The 19,158-nt window shown below is 73.7% G+C and carries 15 protein-coding genes; 12 read left to right on the top strand and 3 right to left on the bottom strand.

Annotated elements, in window-relative coordinates; all coding sequences use genetic code 11:
• The first annotated feature begins 101 nt into the window (after positions 1-101).
• From HS045_RS04795 to HS045_RS04765, 7 genes are all read left to right on the top strand, one after another.
• On the top strand, positions 102-971 hold the full coding sequence (locus HS045_RS04795) for a class I SAM-dependent methyltransferase (protein WP_196449943.1): 870 nt from the start codon (positions 102-104) through the stop codon (positions 969-971).
• Between the two features lie 108 nt (positions 972-1,079).
• The gene (locus tag HS045_RS04790; protein WP_196449942.1) at positions 1,080-3,407 is read left to right on the top strand and encodes a hypothetical protein; all 2,328 of its coding nucleotides are present in this window, start codon (positions 1,080-1,082) and stop codon (positions 3,405-3,407) included.
• A gap of 225 nt (positions 3,408-3,632) precedes the next feature.
• Positions 3,633-4,136: a UDP-4-amino-4,6-dideoxy-N-acetyl-beta-L-altrosamine N-acetyltransferase gene (pseH, locus tag HS045_RS04785; protein ID WP_196449941.1), complete on the top strand. Its 504-nt coding sequence runs from the start codon at positions 3,633-3,635 to the stop codon at positions 4,134-4,136.
• 192 nt (positions 4,137-4,328) lie between these two features.
• A complete protein-coding gene (locus HS045_RS04780) occupies positions 4,329-5,177 on the top strand; it encodes a hypothetical protein (RefSeq protein WP_196449940.1) in 849 nt (282 codons plus the stop codon).
• Positions 5,168-6,910: a class I SAM-dependent methyltransferase gene (locus HS045_RS04775; RefSeq protein ID WP_196449939.1), complete on the top strand. Its 1,743-nt coding sequence runs from the start codon at positions 5,168-5,170 to the stop codon at positions 6,908-6,910. Before HS045_RS04780 ends, HS045_RS04775 begins: the two co-directional genes overlap by 10 nt.
• Before the next feature lie 35 nt (positions 6,911-6,945).
• The gene (locus HS045_RS04770; RefSeq protein WP_196449938.1) at positions 6,946-8,634 is read left to right on the top strand and encodes a hypothetical protein; all 1,689 of its coding nucleotides are present in this window, start codon (positions 6,946-6,948) and stop codon (positions 8,632-8,634) included.
• Complete coding sequence (locus tag HS045_RS04765) at positions 8,635-9,867, top strand: hypothetical protein (protein WP_196449937.1); 1,233 nt, start codon at positions 8,635-8,637, stop codon at positions 9,865-9,867.
• 176 nt (positions 9,868-10,043) lie between these two features.
• On the opposite strand, the gene HS045_RS04760 is transcribed toward HS045_RS04765, so the two are convergent.
• Both HS045_RS04760 and pseB read right to left on the bottom strand, forming a co-directional pair.
• Positions 10,044-11,168: a DegT/DnrJ/EryC1/StrS aminotransferase family protein gene (locus tag HS045_RS04760; protein WP_196449936.1), complete on the bottom strand. Its 1,125-nt coding sequence runs from the start codon at positions 11,166-11,168 to the stop codon at positions 10,044-10,046.
• Entirely contained in the window at positions 11,168-12,151 is a 984-nt protein-coding gene (pseB, locus tag HS045_RS04755; protein ID WP_196449935.1) for a UDP-N-acetylglucosamine 4,6-dehydratase (inverting), read from the bottom strand. The genes HS045_RS04760 and pseB overlap by 1 nt, the downstream gene beginning before the upstream one ends.
• A gap of 123 nt (positions 12,152-12,274) precedes the next feature.
• On the opposite strand from pseB, the gene HS045_RS04750 reads away from it, so the two are divergent.
• Together HS045_RS04750 and HS045_RS04745 are read left to right on the top strand one after the other, a co-directional pair.
• Entirely contained in the window at positions 12,275-12,985 is a 711-nt protein-coding gene (locus HS045_RS04750; RefSeq protein WP_196449934.1) for a cytidylyltransferase domain-containing protein, read from the top strand.
• A complete protein-coding gene (locus HS045_RS04745) occupies positions 12,982-13,995 on the top strand; it encodes a PseG/SpsG family protein (RefSeq protein WP_196449933.1) in 1,014 nt (337 codons plus the stop codon). Before HS045_RS04750 ends, HS045_RS04745 begins: the two co-directional genes overlap by 4 nt.
• Here HS045_RS04745 and pseI read toward each other — a convergent pair.
• Positions 13,946-14,989: a pseudaminic acid synthase gene (gene pseI / locus HS045_RS04740; protein WP_196449932.1), complete on the bottom strand. Its 1,044-nt coding sequence runs from the start codon at positions 14,987-14,989 to the stop codon at positions 13,946-13,948. The genes HS045_RS04745 and pseI overlap by 50 nt on opposite strands.
• 209 nt (positions 14,990-15,198) lie before the next feature.
• Here pseI and HS045_RS04735 point away from each other — a divergent pair, with 209 nt between their 5' ends.
• From HS045_RS04735 to HS045_RS04725, 3 genes are all read left to right on the top strand, one after another.
• Positions 15,199-16,659 carry a glycosyltransferase gene (locus HS045_RS04735; protein WP_196449931.1) on the top strand — a complete coding sequence of 487 codons (1,461 nt, stop codon included), beginning with the start codon at positions 15,199-15,201 and terminating at the stop codon, positions 16,657-16,659.
• A gap of 220 nt (positions 16,660-16,879) precedes the next feature.
• Positions 16,880-17,761 carry a CDP-alcohol phosphatidyltransferase family protein gene (locus HS045_RS04730; RefSeq protein WP_196449930.1) on the top strand — a complete coding sequence of 294 codons (882 nt, stop codon included), beginning with the start codon at positions 16,880-16,882 and terminating at the stop codon, positions 17,759-17,761.
• A gap of 201 nt (positions 17,762-17,962) precedes the next feature.
• Positions 17,963-19,009 carry a sulfotransferase gene (locus tag HS045_RS04725; protein ID WP_196449929.1) on the top strand — a complete coding sequence of 349 codons (1,047 nt, stop codon included), beginning with the start codon at positions 17,963-17,965 and terminating at the stop codon, positions 19,007-19,009.
• Positions 19,010-19,158: the final 149 nt, after the last annotated feature.

Raw genomic sequence — 19,158 nt, 5'->3', positions numbered from 1 at the left:
CGGACGTCGTCGCCGGAGTTCCGCACGAGGAGTCCGGAGTTCCACCCGAGGAGTCCGGAGTTCCACCCGAGGAGTCCGGAGTTCCACACGAGGAGTCTCGGATGAGGAAATCAGTTCCGCCCGACCGCAGGTCGGTCCGGCTGGCGGAGGCGCTGGGCTGCCCGGACTGCCGGCGTCCGCTGCCGGACTCCCTGCGATGCCCCGGTTGCGGTGTCTCCGGATCCCGCAACGGCCCGCAGATCGCGTTCGCGGGGTTCAGCGACGAGGAACTCCGCCAGGACCCGCTGAACCACCTGAAGGAGAGCGCCAAGCGGAGGTTCGGCCCGCTCTACCCCCTGGCCATCAGCCTCCTGTCACCGGTGTACATGAGCGGATCCGTGCGGTCCTTCCTGCGGAGCTTCGACCTCGACCGGGACCTGGTGGCGGATCTCGGCTCCGGGACGCAGCGGTACGACCCCCGGGTGATCTGCGTGGACGGGGGGTCCTACGCGAACGTCGACCTCGTCGCCGACCTGTCCCGCCTGCCGCTGCGCGACGGGGTGCTGTCGGGCGTCACCAGCATCGCCGTGCTGGAGCACGTGCCCGACCCCGACGCCCACATCGCGGAGATGTGGCGGGTGCTCGCCCCGGGAGGCAGGCTGTTCTGCTACATGCCGTTCATCGTGCCCTTCCACGCCTCCCCCGACGACTACCAGCGCTACACGAAGGTCGGCCTGGAGACGCGCTTCCGGAACTTCGAGGTGCTGGACGTCCGGGTGGGCGGAGGGCCGACGTCCGGCCTGCTCTGGGTGCTCCAGGAGTGGCTCGCGCTCGCCCTGTCCTTCGGCAGCGAGCGGCTCTACCGGGCGCTCGTCCCCCTGATGTGGGTGCTCTCCCCGCTGAAGATCCTGGACGCGGTGATGGCCCGCCACCCGGCGGCCCCCGTGATCGCGAGCGGGTTCGTCATCGAGGCGCGCAAGGTCGGCCCCTAGACCTCTCCGGTGCGACCTCTCCGGCGCCATCGCCGGTCTCCCCGGGGCCGCGCCGCGACGGCCGTTCGCACCGCCTCGGCTCCCTCGACCACTGGATGGGCGATACCGATGACAGGCACACAGGTCCATTCCTCCCCCGAGCACGTCCAACCGCCCCCGCCCGCGGGCGGGGGCCGGCGGGTCCTGCACGCGATGCCCGCGGTCGTGCTCGGCGCCCTGACGGCGGGGATCCTCGTCCACAGTGGCGTCCCCGGCGGGGACCTGCTCCGTTTCACCGGTTACCTGACCGTCGCCGTGCTCGTCCCGGGCGTACTGCTGTGGCGGGCGGTCCGCCGGGGACCGGGGCTCCTGGTCACGGATCTGGCCGCGGGACTCGTCCTGGGCACGACGGCGCAGATCCTGTCCTACATCCCGGCCCGGGCCGTCGGGCAGCCGCTGCTGACGCCCGCCTGGGCGGTGATCACCCTGGTCGTCTTCGCCGCCGTGCCCGGCCTGCGGAGGCACTGGCGCGTGACCGGCCCGGGCCCGCGGGCCCCGATCTGGTGGTCCTGGGCGATGGCCGCCCTGCTCGGTCACCTGCTGCTCCAGGTCCACCTGGTCCACTTCACCGCGCACGGGCTGCGCTGGCCGGGGAACGCGAACCCCTACGTCGACATGCCGTTCCACCTCGCGATGGCCGCGGAGCTGAAGCACCACATGCCGCCGTCGACCCCCTACGTCGCCGGCGAGCCGCTGAACTACTACTGGTTCGTCTACGCGGACCTGGCGGCGACCGGCTGGGGCAGCGGAGTGGAGCTGCAGACCCTGCTGCTCCGCCTGTCGCAGCCGCCGCAGATCGCCGCCGCCGCGGTGCTGATCGCCGTCCTCGCCTGGCGGCTCAGCGGGAAGCCGTGGACCGGACCGCTCGCCCTGCTCCTGCCGCTCGTCGCCGCTCCGGTCAACCCCCTGGGATGGGCCTCGTACGCGGCGGCGGAGGGAGGGAACGTGAAGTGGCTGAGCCCGACGTACACCCTCGGCGCGGCGGTCTTCTCCGTCCTGGTCCTGCTCCTGCTCGATCTGCTCCGCCGACCGGGTACGGGCTCCCCGCCGGTGGCGGCGTGGACGGCGGCGGCGCTGCTGACGGTCACCGTCGCCTGCTCCAAACTCAGCTTCCTCGTCGTCCTGGGCGGAGGGCTGGCGACGGTGATCGCGGTCGGGCTGCTCGTCGACCGGCGGCTGCACCGGCCGGCCGCGCTCGGACTGGTCCTGGTGGGCGGGACGCTGCTCCTGGTGCAGGCGGTCGTCTTCCGCGGTGAACCGCAGGGCCTGGTGATCGACCCGTTCGCCACGATGCGGCGACTCGACGTCGTCAGGCGGACCGGACTGGACCGGGCCTCCGGGAACGGCCTGCTCGCCGGGACGGCTCTGGGCGCGGGGGTGCTCCTGGCCTCCCTCCTGGCGGCCAAGGCGCCGGTCGCGGGCCTGGTGCGGAGCCGCCACCTGCCCCGGGACCCGTTCGCCGTGTTCCTCGCGGGCATGTTCGCGTGCGGCCTGGTGAGCGTTCTGGTCTTCAAGCACCACGGGGGAGGGGAGTGGTACATCCTGCATTCGGCCTACCCGCACCTGTGGGTGCTGGTGGCCTGGGGGATCAGCGCGCTCACGGCCACCCGGTCCGGAGCGGCCGTCTTCCTCGCGGCCCTCGCGACCGGTGTCGTGACGCTGCACCTGTCCCGCTCCCTCACCGCCGCCGGAGCCATGGCCCCGGCGGCTGCGGGGGACGTGGTCGAGGCCGCGGCGAAGGCGGTCCTCCCCTACGCCGCCCTCGGGCTCGTGGCCCTGCTCGCGGTCCTTCCCTTCCGGCTCCTCCTGCGGCGGTCCGCGCTCGGCGTGTCGGCGTGGACCGTCGTGTCGGGTGTCATGGCCGGGTACGCGATCCCGCTGCCCGTCGAGTACGCCGGGTCCGCGGAGACGGCCTCCGCCGACCGGGACGCCGAGGCGTTCGACGCCTCGGAGGCGATCATCCCGCAGGGCGCCGTGGCCGCCGCGCGGCGGCTGCGCTCGATGTCGTCGCCGGACGACATCGTGGCCACCAACGTGCACTGCCGCCGGCCGGACCGGGCCAGATGCGATCCGCGGCACTTCTGGATCTCCGCCCTGACCGAGCGGCGGGTCCTGGTCGAAGGATGGGCGTACACCACCAAGGACAACGCCTACCGGGCGCGCTCCGAAGGGCGGCCCGGTCCTTTCTGGGACGCCGGCCGGCTGGCCGCCAACGACGATCTCTTCCGGAACCCTTCGGCGTCCTCCGCCGACCGCCTGCGCACGGAGCACGGGGTCGGCTGGCTGTTCGTGGACACGCGCCACGGTGTGCCGCCCGGGCACCTGGCCGCGGTGGCCGAGCTCCGGTACCGCAAGGGGAGCTGCGAGGTCTACGAACTGGTCGGCGCCGGGACGTGACCGATTCCCCCGCGGAGCCGGGCCGTGCGGCGATCCGGCGTTCTGCGAACCGAGGCACGTCCGTTTCGTTACACTGCGTTATCGACTGTGCGCGGCGAGCGGTGTTCGCGGATGCGCCGCGCCGCGGGAGGGACGTCACGGCCGGAGGCCTCGCGTTCCGGAGCGCGGCTGCGAGCGCATCCGGAGCCCTCCCGCGCATCCCACGACGCGGAAGGGGCGGCCTCGATGCTCAGAAGGGCGTTCGAGCACGAGAGCGAGATGATCCGGAGATGGCGCAACCACCCGCGGGTGCGTGAGGCCAGCTTCACCACCCACGAGATCGGCGAAGCCGAACACGCCAAGTGGTGGGCGGGCGCGATGGCGGACGCCACCCGGCGGATCCTCGTCTACGAGCACGAGGGGGTGCCGAGCGGGGTGGTGAACTTCTTCGACCACGACGCCGAGGCGCGCCGGGCCGGGTGGGCCTTCTACCTCGACGTCGACGGCCTCGGCGCGCGCGGCGAGCTCTTCGCGGCCTGGCTGACGGTCGAGGGCGAGGCGATCGGCTACGCCTTCGGCGAGCTGGGGGTCGAGACCCTGCGGTGCGAGGTCCTGGCGCACAACGCGGCGGTCCGGACCCTGCACCGCCGCAACGGGTTCGTCGAGGTGGGCTCCTACACCAGGCCGGTGGACGGGACCGAGGAGTTCGTGCTCGTCATGGAGCTCGTCCGGCCGGGCGCACCCGCCTGACCGCCCGGTCTCCGCGCCGGGGACGCCGGAGGAAACGGGGAGCACGGATCAGCGGGGACCGCGTCGCCGTACGGACCGGACGCCGGGAAGCGTACAGCCGAGGTAAAGGCAGTGCATAGCGCGTTGTCGCCGGTCCGTACGGCTGGCAGGGTCGGACGGGGTTGAACCGGCGCGATTGTCAGGGGGAGCGCGGTGCACGGGTCCAATCACTACTACGGCCATTCGCGGATACTGGCGCGATACTGCGGACTGGACGAGGACGGCGTGCCGCGCATCCGGGGATTCCTGCAGCACGGCTGGAACCACCTCCACGGATTCCAGCCCGACGACGAGTGGTGCACCCCGGGGTATCCGCGGTTCGTCTGGTCGGACGTGCTCCGCAGGCGGGGCTGGTCGATGGGGCGCCGGGGCCACTACCTCATCGGGGCGCCGTGGATCTACCTGCTCGCGATGGAGCCGGACACCGGACGCGTTCCCCCGCAGGAGCGCCGCGGCACGATCTGGTACCCCTTCCACGGATGGGAGAAGCAGGCGGTGCGCGGGGGGCACGACCGCCTCGTGGACGAGATGAGGGCCACCGAGGGCGACGACGTCACCGTGTGCCTGTACTGGATCGAGTTCCGGGACGCCGACATCCGCCGGCGGTACGAGGCCGCCGGGTTCCGGGTCGTCTGCCACGGCGAGCGGGGTACGCGCTGGGACCGCAAGGGGCACGACTTCCTCCTCCGGCAGCTGGTGGAACTGCGCCGGCACCGGCGGGTGGCCTCCAACCGGCTCGGCAGCGCCCTGTTCTACGGGGCGTCGGTCGGCTGCGACGTCGCGGTGTACGGGGATCCGATGCAGTTGGAGAACGAGCGGCCGGAGTTCGGCGGCGCCGGGCGGCAGAGGCGGCTCTGGCCCGAACTGCACGGGACCGAGGTCGACCGCGCCACCGCCGCGGAGATCGCGGAGCGGGAACTGGGCTTCGCGCACATGGCGGGCCCGGAGGAGCTCCGGTGCCTGTTCGGCTGGGAGCGGGAGGCGCTGGTCCGGTGCGCGTGAACGGCCTGGAGGCGCCGCCGAACGTCCGGCTCGTCGGCGGCGAGATGCTCACCTGGTCGGACGCGGTCCGCGATCCGGGAGACGCCGGCTGCCTCGGCGAACTGGTCCGCCGGGTGCTGCCCTCTCCGGGGCGGGTGCTGGTCGCGGGACCCCCGCCGGAAGGACTCCTGCCGTGGCTGACCGGGCACGCCGCGTCCGTCGCGGTGCTGCTGCGGTCCTTCCCGGACGCCCTGGCGCTGGGGAACCGGTATCCCGGAGGGCGGGGGCTCACGGTCTACTGCGGTGAGCCGGGCAGGCTGGACGTGCCCGGCGGCTTCGACGCGGTGCTCGCCCTGGACGGATTCCACCGCCTGCGCTCCCCCGAGGCGCCCGAGGCGTCCTGGCGGGAGACGTTCGCGGAGCTGGCGCGGTTCGTCGCACCGGGCGGGGCGCTGGTCCTCACCGCGGTGAACGGCATGGGGATCGACCGCCTCGCCGAGGCCAAGCCCGCCGAACGGGACCGCACGGACGCGGACTGGTCCCCCCGGGGATGGGACCGCTCCGAGCCGACCGGACCTGCGGCGCTGGTGCGGGAGCTGGAGTCGGAGGGGCTCACCGCCGAGCGGTGCTACGCGGCCTTCCCCGCCTCCGGGGTCCCCCGGGCGCTGCTCGCCGTCGACGTGCTGGAGTCCGGTCCGCCGGTCCCCGACGCGGTCGTCCTCATGGCGGGCGCGCGGAGCCGCGGCGACCGGCACGCCCTCGCCGATCCGGCCGACCTGACCAGGAAGGCCTTCCGGTACGGCCTGGCGGCCCGCCTGGCGCCCGCGTGGACGGTGGTCGCCCGCAGGGAAGGGGCCCCTCCGCCGGCCGCGCCGGCGTGCCCGCCGCCGGACGCGCTGGTCGGGGACGACCTGTGCGGCAGGCCGTGGGCGGTCGTCCACGAGCTCGTCCGGGAACCGGGCGGCCGGTGGAGGTACGGGCCCTCGGCGCAGGACTTCCCCTTCACGGTCGGCAGGGTCGGCAGAGACCTCCGCGCGCGCGGCGGGACCGTCCCCGACGGGCGGGTCCTCGACGAGGTGATCGTCGAGGCCTGCGCGAGGGAGGACCTGCGGACGGTCAGGCGGCTGCTGCGGGCGCTCACCGCTCTGCTGTCCGAGCAGGCCGCGGACGGAACGGTCTCGGGCGGCCCGGTCTTCGCCACCACCGACAACCTCGTCTGGGACGGCCGCGCGCTCCACCTGATCGACGCGAGCTGGACGTTCGACGGGCGGATCCCGCTCCGGGTCCTGCTGGCCCGGATCCTCCGGCGGTTCGCGGTCCGGCTGCTCGACGCCGGACACCACCATCCGTGGCCCTGCTCCTTCTCCCCGGCCGAGGTCACCGCGACGCTGGCCGCGATGGGCGGCCTCGTCCTGGAGGACGGGGACCTCGACCGGGCCGCGGCGCTGGAAGAGGAGATCGCCTCGGCGCTGGGCGCCGAGGGCCCGGAAGCGGTCCGCGGCCTGCCGACCTACCGCGAACTGATCCTGGCCCGTGACGCGCTGCGCGACCGGCTCGGCGAGGCGCGGGCCAGGATCGACCGGCTGGAGAGCAGGCTCACCTCCCGCGAGGAGCAGTTGCACCGGGCCAGAATCCGGCGGCGCACGGCCACCGGGGAGGCGCGGGCCGTACGGTCCCTGGAACGCGACGCCCCGCAGGGCGCGACGGGGCCCCGCCGGGTGGTCCGCCGGCTCGTCCGGGCCATCTGGAACTGACGGAAGAACACCGAGACACATACGGCGGGGGAAACATGATCAACGCAGGAAGCCGACCGCAGTTCGAGCAACTGCTCATGACCGCGGCGACGTACTGGGGGAGCCGCCTGCCCCGGGCGGAGGGCGACGCGTGCGTCGTGGTGGAGGCGCTGCACCCGGACGTCCGGGTCCTCCTCCGGAACTTCGTGCTGGCCAACGCGATCCGATGCGTCACCCCGGCCAAGCTCGTCGTCGTGACGGGGGTCGACCCCCGGTGGCAGGAGACGCTGCACTGGGAGGAGTTCGACGTCGACCGGATCCGGTCGTTCGCGCACGCCTTCGGCGCGTCGGACGTCGTCGACCTCCACGAGCTGGCGAACGGGTTCGAGGCGACCGGCGAGGCGGACGTCCGCCTGCGCGGGTTCGGCGACCGTCCGCCGCGGCGGGACGTCCCCGCCCTGGACCCCGCCTATCTCGACACCATCCTGGGCGCGACCCTGTGCCGCCTGGACCTGCTGCCGAGGCTGCCGGAGGGCGCCGCCTCCGACCCGGCGTACCGGGAGCGGCAGCGGAAGACCGCCGCCTTCTCCGCCGTCTACGACCGGATCTTCGACGCGGTCGAGCCCGTGGCGTTCGTCACCAGCCACGTCGACTACGACCAGTGGGGGATGGGTGTCGACTCGGCGATGCGGCGCGACATCCCGGTGGTCTACGCGCAGAGCACCGGGTCGATGAAGGCGTACGCGCTCTTCCCCGAGAAGCGCGCGGGGCTGGCCAGCTACCGGGCCGAGCTGACCGGGCAGATCGGCGAGTACTTCGAACGGGCCGTCTGGGCGAACCGTGACCGGGTGCGCGCGAACGCCGAGCTGGTGACCGCGCGGGCCAAGGGGAACCTCGGACGGCCGAGCTGGTGGCGGGCGGGGGCGTTCGCCACGGCCGAGCTGCGCAACGAGGTGGAACGCAACCAGGTGCGCACCCACGCCCTGCAGCGGCTGGAGTTCGAGCCGGACCGCCCGGTGGTCACGGTCTTCAGCCACACGGTCTCGGACGCGCTGGGCACCAACAAGGAGATCTTCGACGACCTGGGGCAGTGGTTCGAGGAGACCGCCGCCCACGCGTCCTCGGACGACTCGGCCAACTGGCTCTTCCTGGACCACCCCAGCCAGATCCGATACGACAGCACCGGCTTCTTCGACCGGGTCGCCGCCCGGTACGCCGACCGCCCCCACATGGTCTTCCGGCCCAGCACGAGCATCTCGAAGAACCTGCTGCTGAGCCTGACGGACGTCGGCGTGACGGTCCGGGGCAGCGTCAGCAACGAGCTGCCGGCCTTCGGCATCCCCGTCATCCAGGCGGGGTGGTCGGAGTGGAGCGCCTGCGGGCTCTCCCACGTGGCCGAGGACCGGCCCGCGTACTGGAACCTCCTGGACACGGCGATCGAGCTGGCGGCCAAGGGCAGGACGATCCTCGGCGCGGAGCAGCGGGAGCGCGCCCGGCTGTGGCTCTGGTTCTACCGGTGCGCGGCCGACGTGCCGACGCCGCTGGTCCCCGCCTGGGACACCGGCGCGGGCGGCGCCCTGCTGCGCACCCTCTCCGTCAACATGAGCCACGTGGAGAGCGACGGGGACCCGCTCTTCTCCTCGGTGGCCCGGATGTGGGAACGCCGTGAGCCGTTCCTCACCCGCTTCGACCTGCTGGCACCGGACGCGCTGGAGTCAGCGGTCCTTCCGTTCAGGAGTCACTAGATGAACACGGCCATCGGCACCGGATTCGCGACCGTTCACGAGAGCGCGGTGGAACCCCTGGTCCCACCGGTCGTCGTCGAGAGCGGCCGGACCTCCGGCTTCCAGGTCACCGACCAGATCTACCGGGGCACGCGCTACGTCGGGAGGTTCGCCTCCTCCGGCCTGGCCGGGTTCAAGGTGCTCGGCGGCGAGGCGGGGGTGCGGGTCCGCGTCCGGCTCTCCATCGACAACAAGGCCGTCAAGGCCTGGCTGAAGGACGCCGAGGGCCCCGAGGGCCCCGAGGGCCCCGAGGGCTCTGAGGATTCCGAGGGCGCCGCCGGGCGGGCGCGGCTGCCCCGCCTGCTCCAGATACGCTCCCAGGGGACGCTCCGGCAGTGCGTCGTGCTCGACTCGCGCGAGGCGAGGCGGCGGCCGTACGCGACGGTGGAGTTCGACCTCGCCGCCGACGAGGTCCCCCCGGACGGGCTCCTCTGCCTCGAAGTGGCCGACGTCGAGGGGTGGCGCCGTACCCCGCCGTCGGTCAGGGAGGCGGTGACGGGGAGGGTCATGCCGTCGAGCGCGGTCGGGGTCCGCATCGACCGCGTGGAGTTCGGCGACGTCCCGGCCGCCCTCGGACGGCCCCTCCCGGCGCTGGTCGACGGGGTGAGCTGCGAGGCGACCTCGCTGGTCAGCGCCGGCGGCGTGCTCCGCGGCGCCGGACCGGGGCCGCGGCGCCTGAGCGGGGGCATCGTCGTGGTCAACCCGCCGCCGTTCGGGGAGCGTTCCGCGGTGGGGCGGATCGGGCTCCACCTGGGCATGCGGGGCGCCGACGCCCGTCCGCGCGCCCAGGCCGCCGCCGTCCGGCGGCTCCAGGGCGTGGAGGGACGGCTTCCGAAGGGGAGGAAGGGCGTGCCCGCGGCCGAGGAGGGCCGTGACCGGCTCCTCGGGGCCCGCTCCCTGCGGGTGCGCCGGGTGGTGCGCAGGAAGGCGCGCGGCGTCCTGGGGCGGCTGTCCGCCGTTCCGTACAGCATGGCCGCGCACCTGCACGCCATGGCGGTCGACGGGATCGTCGTCCTCGACCTGGAGAGCGGCGGGGAGATCCCGGTCCGGGTGCTCCGGGAGGGGCGGCAGGGTCTGCGGCTGGAGTTCCCCGAACCGCTGAGCTCTCCGGCCCTGGTGGTGGTGTCCTCCGGGGCCCGGATCTGCGACCGTCTCGTCCCGTCGCTCGTCTCGGTGTCCCGCCTGGCCCCGTGAGAAGCCCGTGAGAAGCCCGTGAGAAGACCCCCCGGGAAACCCGTGAGGAGGCCCCCCGGGAAACCCCCGTGAGGAGGCCGCGGGAGACTCGCGGGAAGCGCCGCGGGAGGGCGGTGCGCCCACGGCGCCGCCCGGGCCCCCTTCCGCGGAGGACCCGGGCGGCGCCGTGGGCGCGGTCAGCGCAGGATCGCGGCGAGCGCGTCCACGACGCGGTCCTGGTCGGCCTCGGAGAGCCCCGGGTAGAGCGGCAGCGAGAGCTGCTCGGCGTAGAAGGCCTCGGCGTTGGGGCACATGCCCCGCCGGTACCCGAGGCCCTCGAAGACCGGATGCCAGTAGGCGGGGACGTAGTTGACCTGCACGCCGATCCCGGCCCGCCGCATGCGGTCGTACACCTCCCGGCGGCGGCCGTCGTGGATCCGGACCGGGTACAGGTGCCAGGAGGGGGACACGTAGGCCCGCCGCGGCGGCAGGCTCAGCCCCGGGACGCCGGCGAGCGCCGTGTCGTACCGCGCGACCAGCGCGGTCCTGCGGTCGCGGAACGCGGCCAGCCGCCTCAGCTGGCTGACGCCCAGGGCGCACAGCACGTCGGGCAGGCGGTAGTTCAGCCCGAAGGCGTGCACCTCCTGGTGCCAGCCTCCGTGGTCGGGGTCGCGCTGGTGCTCGGGTTCCCGCACCAGGCCGTGGTTCCTGAACCGCGCCGCGCGCAGGAGGTGCTCGGGGTTCCTCGCCGCCACGGCCCCGCCCTCGGCCGTCGTCACGGTCTTGGTGGGGAAGAAGGAGAACGTGGTGAGGTCGGCGACCGACCCGATCGGCCGGTCCTTGTAGGTCGAGCCGATCGAGTGGGCGGCGTCGTCCAGCAGCAGGGCGCCCACGTCGTCGGCCGCCGTGCGCAGCTCGTCGTAGTCGGCGGGATGGCCGGCGTAGTCGACCGCGGCGATCACCCGGGTCCGCGGGGTGGTCACCGCCCGCACGGCGTCGGGGTCGAGGTTGGCGGTGTCCGGCTCGACGTCGGCGAAGACGACCTCGGCGCCCAGCAGCGCGGCCGTGGCCGCGGTGGCGACGAACGTCATCGGGGAGGCGACGACCTGGTCGCCCGCCGTGATCCCGGCCGCGGCGTAGGCCACGTGGAGCGCGGCGGTGCCCGAGGTGACGCTGACGCACGGCACGCCGCCCGTCCACCGGGCGAGCTCGGCCTCGAACGCGCCGACCGCGGGACCGGTCGTCAGCCAGTCGCCGCGGAGCACCTCGGCGACCGCCTCGACGTCCTCGTCGGTGATCGACTGGCGGCCGTAGGGGAGCATCAGACCCCTACCGCGGCCATGGCGCGGAGCTGGTCGACCGAGAGCCACCGGTCGTTGGTGTCGGAGCGGTAGGCGAACCCCTCGGGGAGCGCGGTGCCGCCCTGCGGGGGGACGTAGCCCCAGGTCGCGATGGTGGGCTGGACGACGTAGCGGTCGGGCAGGCGGAGCGTGCGGCGCCCGTCGTCCGGCGCGATCATCTCCTCGTGCAGTTTCTCGCCGGGGCGGATCCCGATCTCGTAGGTGGGGCTCTGCGGCGCGAGGGCCTCGGCCAGGTCGGTCACCCGCATGCTGGGGATCCGCGGCACGTAGAGCTCGCCGCCCTGCATCATGTCGAAGGAGTCGATCACGAAGCGCACCGCGTCCTCCAGGGTGATCCAGAAGCGGGTCATGCGCTTGTCGGTGATCGGGATGCTCGCGCCCTCGCGCGCCAGCCGGAGGAAGAACGGCACGACCGAGCCGCGGCTGCCGACGACGTTGCCGTAGCGGACGACCGAGAACCGGGTGGGGAAGGCCGCGGCGTAGTGGTTGGCCGAGACGAACAGCTTGTCGGCGACGAGCTTGGTCGCGCCGTACAGGTTGATGGGGCTGGACGCCTTGTCGGTGGAGAGCGCCACGACCTTGCGGACCCCGCAGTCGATGGCCGCCTCGATGACGTTCTGCGATCCGGCGACGTTGGTCCGGACGTACTCGAAGGGGTTGTACTCGGCGGTGTCGACCTGCTTGAGGGCGCCGGCGTGCACGACGTACTCGACGCCGTGCATCGCGCGGGTGAGCCGCTCCCGGTCGCGGATGTCGCCGATGAACCAGCGCAGCCGCTCGTCGTCCCCGAACAGCTGCCGCGCCTCGTACTGCTTCAGCTCGTCGCGGGAGATGACGACCAGACGGCGGGGGTCCAGGTTGTCCAGGGCGTACCGGATGAAGGCCTTGCCGAAGGAGCCCGTCCCTCCGGTGATCAGGATTGACGAACCAGTGAGTATGCTCATGAGGTTCCCCCGTACTTGTCATTACGCACTGTGGTCGGCCGGACTGGCCCGGTAGCATAGCGCGACCTGGCCAGCACACAGTGTCACACGGGGAATGGGGCATCGGTGCGTATTATCGGAATCGTGCAGGCGCGGACGGGGTCCACGCGGCTGCCCGGCAAGGTCCTCCGCGAGCTGTCCGGCCGCTCGGTCCTGGGGTGGGTGGTCCGGGCCGTCCGGGAGTCGCGGGCGGTCGACGAGCTGCTGGTCGCGACCACCGCGGAGGCGGCGGACGACGCGGTCGAGGCCGAGTGCGCGCGGCTGGGCGCGGCCTGCAGCCGGGGCCCGGTCGACGACGTGCTCACCCGCTTCACGGCCGCGCTGGCCGGCCGTCCGGGCGACGCGGTGATGCGCTTCACCGCGGACTGCCCGCTGCTCGACCCGGCGGTGATCCGCGAGGCGGCCCTGGTCTACCGGGCCGTCCCCGGCCTCGACTACCTCAGCACCGCCCTGCCCCGCACCCTGCCGCGCGGCACGGACGTGGAGATCGTCGGCAGGGCCGCCCTGGAGAGGGCGGACCGCGAGGCGGACGCCTACCACCGGACGCACGTGACGTCGTACGTCCACACCCGGCCGGACGACTTCCGGATCATGGGGCTGACCTACCCCCCCGAGGCCGCCGACCTGCGGGTCACCCTCGACACCGAGGAGGACTGGAACGTGATCGGGCGGGTGGTGCGGGAGTTCGGAGACCGGCCCGTCCCCGTCGGCGCGCTCGTGCGCTGGCTGCGGGACCGTCCGGAGGTGCGGGCGCTCAACGCGCACGTCGAGCAGAAGGCGCTGCAGGAGGCGTGAGCCCGCGCATCGGGATCCGCTGCGACGCCGGCCCCCTCATCGGGGTCGGCCACCTGGTGAGGTGCGTCGCCCTGGCGGAGGAGCTGGCGGGCCGGGGCGTGCAGGTCGTGTTCCTGGGCGACCTGGGCGGCCTGCCGTGGGCGGCGGGCCAGCTCGTGAGCAGAGGGCTGCCGCTGGTCCCCGCCGCCCCGGAGCCGCGGGCCCTCGCCGGGCAGGCGCGGGACCTGGCCCTGGACGGGGTCGTGCTCGACTCCTACACGCTCGACCCCGGCACCGGTGCCGCGCTGCGGGAGTCCGGCCTGCGGGTCCTGGCCGTCGTGGACGGCGACCTGCGCGGGCAGTCCGCCGATCTGTACCTCGACCAGAACCTCGGGGCCGAGGAGCGGGACGTCCCGGTCCCGGAGGGGTCGGTCCGCCTCGCCGGAGCGGGGTACGTCCTGCTCCGCGACGCCGTACGGCGGCTGCGGGCCAGGCCGGGGGAGGGGCCTGCGCGGGTGCTCTGCTTCTTCGGCGGCACCGACGCCGCCGGGGTGGCCCCCCGCTGGGCGGAGGCGCTGGCGGGCACCGGGGCGCCCTTCACCGCCACCGTGGTCAGCGCGCGTCCGATCCCGTCCCGCCCGCAGATCACCGTGATCCCGCCCACCGACGCTCTGCCCGCCCTCATGGCCGGGGCGGACCTGGTGATCACCGCCACCGGGACGTCCACCTGGGAGCTGCTCCACCTGGGCGTGCCCGCCGGGCTCACCTGGGTCGCCGAGAACCAGCTGATCGGCTACGACGAGGTGGTGGGCCGCGGGCTGGCCGCCGGCCTCGGGCCCGGGACCGCCGCCGAGGAGGCGGTCCCCCTGCTGCGGGACCTGCTCACCGATCCCCTCCTGCGGCGCCGGTACGGCGAGCGCGGGCGGGCCCTGGTCGACGGCAGGGGCCGGGCACGGGTGGCGGACGCGCTGCTGGGCGCGATCAGATCAGATCCCAGGTCAGCGGGGTGCCCATCGGGACGTCCCGGGTGAAGCGGCGTCCGGTGACCTGGGGCATCGCGGCGGGGGACAGGCCGCCCGCGGGCCGGATCGAGCGGACGTTGCGTCCGCTGACCGGCTCGCCCGCGCGGACGTCGGCCACGACGTAGAGGGAGCGGCGGAACCGCAGCCCCTCGCGCTCGCTCGCGCGCGGACCGATCCGCACGGCGCCCAGCGACTGCCAGGCCCGCTCGCTCTCGACGACCAGCGTCGCGAGCTCGGCCGGTTCGAGGGAGAAGGCGGAGTCCACCCCTCCGTCGGCCCGCGCCGTCGTGACGTGCTTCTCGATCAGGGACGCGCCCAGGGCGACCGCGGCGAGGGCGGCGCCCACCCCCGGAGTGTGGTCGGAGACCCCGACGACGGCGCCGGTGACGTCCGCGAGCAGGGGGAGGGCGCGCAGGTTGCTGTCCGCCGGGGAGGCGGGGTAGCTGGCGGTGCAGGCCAGCACCGCCAGCTGCGTGCAGCCCGCCTCGCGGGCCGCCTCGACGGCCGCGTGGATCTCCCCGACCGTGGCCATCCCGGTGGAGATGATCAGAGGCTTGCCCGTGCCCGCCGCGAGCCTGATCAGCGGCAGGTCCACGATCTCCGAAGAGGCGATCTTGTAGGCCGGCGCGTCCAGCGACTCCAGCAGGTCGATCGCCGTCGGGTCGAACGGGGAGGAGAAGGCCGCCAGCCCCCTCTCCCGGGCCCGGCGGAAGATCGGTTCATGCCATTCCCACGGGGTGTGGGCGCGCTCGTAGAGCCGGTAGAGCGTGTCGCCGCCCCACAGCGCGTGACCGTCGCTGATCCGGAAGGCGGGACCGTCGACGTCCACGGTGATGGTGTCGGCGCGGTAGGTCTGCAGTTTGAGGGCGTGCGCTCCGGCGTCGGCCACGGCGTCGACGATGGCGAGCGCCCGGTCCAGGTCGCCGTTGTGGTTGCCGGACATCTCCGCGATCACGAAGGGCGCGTGGCCGGGGCCGATCGGCCGGCCGTCTATCGAGATCATGATTTCCTCTCTCGCGTCACATGGCGCGTCGGCACCGGTGCGGAGGGTGACGACTAGGTGCCATCGCCGAGCGTAGCGAGCGGTGCGGCGGACGGCCCACGGTTCGGCAAAGAGCGGGCCAGCGGGGAGCAGCTTCCACCGCCGCCGCTCACCGGAGGGGCATCCTGAGCGGCGACTCACCGGTCCTCGCGCACTGGAGGAACCTTTTGTTGAAAACCCCTTTGCTCAGCGTCGTCGTCCCGTTCTTCGAGGTGGAGGAGTACCTCCGGGAATGCCTGACGTCCCTGGCGGAGCAGACGCTCACCGATCTCGAGGTCGTCATGGTCGACGACGGATCGACGGACGGCAGCGCGGTCATCGCCAAGGAGTTCGCCGCGGCCGACCGGAGGTTCCGCCTCGTCCAGCAGGAGAACCGCGGGCTGGGACCGGCCCGCAACACCGGGGTCGGGCACGCCAGGGGCGCCTATCTCGCGTTCGCCGACAGCGACGACGTCCTGCCCGCCGGGGCCTACGCCGCGATGGTGGGAAGCCTGGAGCGGAGCGGATCGGACTTCGCCTCCGGGGCCGTCCACCGGTTCACCGCCGAGGAGAGCGCGCCGTCGGGCCTGCACCGCCGGATGTTCCGGCGGACCGTGCACGGCACGCACATCTCCCGCAAGACGAACCTCGTCCACGACCGCACGGCCTGGAACAAGGTGTACCGCCGCTCCTTCTGGGACCGGCACGGGTTCGCGTTCCCCGAGGGCCTCTACGAGGACGCGCCCGTGACGATTCCCGCCCACGTCCTCGCGTCGAGCGTCGACGTGCTCGCCGACGTCGTCTACCACTGGCGGCTGCGCCCGACCTCGATAACCCAGCGGCGGACCGAGGTGACCAACGTGCGCGACCGCATCGCCTCGGTCCGCGCGGTCCAGGGGTTCGTCGCCGAGCGGGCGCCGTCGTTGCGGAGGGTGCTCGACCAGATGATCGCGTCGTGGGACCTGCGGCTGGCGGGGGAGGCGATCGCGGTGGCCGCGGAGGAGGACCTGGACGCGCTGTTCGCGATCGTCGACCCCTGCCTGGCCGCCCTCGACCCGGCGGCCGTCGCGGAGCTGCCCGTCGTCCGGAGGCTGGAGCTGCATCTCCTGCGGCACCGCATGGTCGCCGAGCTGCGCGAGGTGTGCAGGTTCCGCCAGGAGGAGGAGGTGCGGGTCGTCCGGCGGGGGCTGTGCGGCCGCCGGTGGTACGCGGCCTATCCGTTCTTCCGCGACCGGTCGCGCGGGATCCCCGACCGCGTGTACGAGGTGGGGGACGAACTGGCCCTGCGGGCGGTCGCGGAGGAGGCCCGCTGGTCGGAAGGGAGGCTCCTGCTGGAGGGGCGGGCGGGGATCAGGCACCTGGAGGAGCAGCCGGGCGAGGTCCGGCTCTGGCTGGCCGGTCCCGGGGCGCGCGGGCGCGTCCCCGTGCGGGTGGAGCAGGGGGAGGGCGGGGGGTTCGCCGCCGAGATCGCCCTGGAGGACCTCCCGCCGGGACGGTGGACCCTGCACGGGCAGGTCTCCCTGGGCCGGCTGCGCCGGGAGGGGCCGGTGCGGGGTCCGCTGACGGCGGAGGGCGAGCCGGGGGAGCAGGCCGGGCGGGACGTGCGGTACACGCTGGGCAAGGGCGGACGCCTCATCCTCGAGGTGCCGTGATCCGCGGCCGGGCGTCCCGGCGCCTCCGGACACGCGTCCCGGCGCCTCCGGGCACGGGGAGTGACCGGCGGGTCCCGGCGGGGTGAAGGCCCGGGTCCGCTCCGCACTCGGCCGCCGGAAGGTCAACGCTGCCGGCGTCCCCGGCGGGGGTTGGTCAAGAAGTGGCATGGAGACCTTCCGTTGGTTACAGACCGTCAATTCCGGTGACCGGGAGGTGGCCATGCTGATCTGCATGAGGGTCTACTCGCTGGACGACGTCCGTGCCACGTGCAAGCAGAAGGACTCCTGGTGGACCGTCTTCCTGGTCGACCCGGTGGCCTGCCGGCTGGCCCTGGTCGTGGCCAACCGCACGGACGTCACGCCCAACGGGCTCACCGGCCTCTCGCTCGTGCTCGGCGCGGGTGCGGCGGTCGCGTTCGCGACGGGACGGCTCGCGGCGGGGGCCGCGCTGTTCTACCTCAGCTTCCTGGTCGACTGCATGGACGGGAAGATCGCCCGGCTCAAGGGCACGGGCACCCCGTTCGGGCTCTGGGTCGACTTCGTGGGCGACCGGGTCCGGGAGGTCTGCTGCGCGGCCGGACTGGCGTTCGGGCAGTACGCGGTGACCGGTGACGTGGCCTACGTCCTGCTCGGCGCCGGGGTGACGGTGCTGGACCTCTTCCGCTACGTGAACGCGGCGCAGATGAGGCGGGTGCGCGAGGTGGTCAGGGAGATCCGGGAGTCCGGGGGCGAGGGGGAGGACCCCGTCACGCGGACGCGGATCACCGCGGTCCTGGCCGAGGCCGGCCCGCCGCTCGGCCGGCCCGCCGCCCGGCGGCCGTACCGGGGCGCGCGGCGGGCGATCGGGAAGTACCGCCTGATCGGTCCCTTCCTGGCCCGCTACCGGGTGCGCACCCACCTGATGAGCGGCATCGAGTTCCACGCCGCGGTCTTCGTGGTGGCCCCGCTCCTCGGGCCCTGGGCACTGCTGCCCGTCCCGGCCGCGGCGGGCGGGCTGCTCCTGCTGAACGAGGCGTACCTGATCTGCCGGCTGTGGCGGTTCACCCGGAAGGCGGTGCCCCTCGTGCCGGCCCCGCGGAGCCCGCAGCACCTGCCCGTCTGACCGGCGCGGCGGCCTCCGCCCCTCCGGCACACCCGCCCGACCCTGACCGGCGCGGCGCCTTCCGCCCGGCACACCCGTCCGACTCCGACCGGCGCGGCGCCTTCCGCCCGGCACACCCGTCCGACTCCGACCGGCGCGGCGGCACCCGCCCGCTCGCCCGGCACACCTGTCCGACCACATCTTTCACGGGGGTTCGTTGTGATGCAGTCCGACCGTCCGATATTCGTGATCGGCTGCCCGCGTTCCGGGACGACGATGCTGCAGCTCATGCTGCACGCGCACCCGCGCATCGCGGTGCCGCCGGAGACCCGCTTCATGCTCGCCGCCTACCAGCGGCGGCTCAACTTCGGCGATCTCGACGACCCGACGCGCCGCCACGAACTGGCCGAGTGGCTGGTGGAGCGCCGGCAGAACCGGTTCCAGGACCTGGGGCTGGACGCGGCCGAGGTGGCCAGGGAGATCGTCGACGGCCCGGGGACGCTGGGCTCGGCGCTGGGCATCGTGCTGCGCGCCTACGCGGCCCGGTTCGGCAAGCCGCGCTGGGGCGACAAGCGGCCGTCGTACTTCAAGAGCGTCGACGTGCTGCTCCGGCTCTTCCCGGACGCGCAGTTCGTGCACCTGATCCGGGACGGCCGCGACTGCGTGGCGTCGCTGAAGGAGATGCCCTGGTACAACAAGGACATCTCCCACGCGATCGCGATCTGGGCCGAGGCGATGGACTTCGCCCGCGACCGCGCGCCGAAGCTGCCCGCGGGCAGCTACCACGAGCTGCGCTACGAGCGGCTGACCCGCGATCCCGAGACCGAGCTGCGCGGGCTCTGCGACTTCCTGGGCGAGGACTTCGACCCGGCGATGTGCGAGCCGAGCCGGGTGGCGGGCGTCGCCGTGCCGGAGCACAAGACCTGGCACGTGAACACCCACGAGCAGGTCACCACCGCGCGCTCGGGCTCGTGGCGGGACCGGCTGAAGCCGTGGGAGGTCTCGCTGTGCGAGAGCGTGCTCGGCGACCGGCTGGAGGAGTTCGGCTACGAGCTCAGCGGGGCGCCGAAGCCGTCGAAGACGCAGCTGCTCGCCTACCGGCAGGCCGCGGCCGTGCGGAGGCTGACCCGGGCCAAGCGCGCCGCCCATGACCGGCTGGTACGGCTCCGCGAGCCGAACCCGGTCGCGGCCCGGCTCACCTCCGCCCAGCTGCGGCTGGCCGGGCTCCCCCTCCTCACCCCGGACAAGCCCGTCCTCGTCGACCGGTGACCCGCCCCGGGGACCGGCGCCCCGGCCCGGATCGACGGCTCGCTCCGGACCGGCGGCCCGCCCCGGATCCCGGTGGGCAGGGAGCAGGACGGGGACCAGGACGGGGACCAGGACGGTAAAGAAGGTCAAGGGCAGGTATGGAGATGTTC

The organism is Planomonospora sp. ID82291 (assembly GCF_015711645.1).
GTDB lineage: Bacteria > Actinomycetota > Actinomycetes > Streptosporangiales > Streptosporangiaceae > Planomonospora.
The sequence above is the reverse complement of the archived record's forward strand: the minus strand, read 5'-3'. Positions and strand labels throughout refer to the sequence as shown.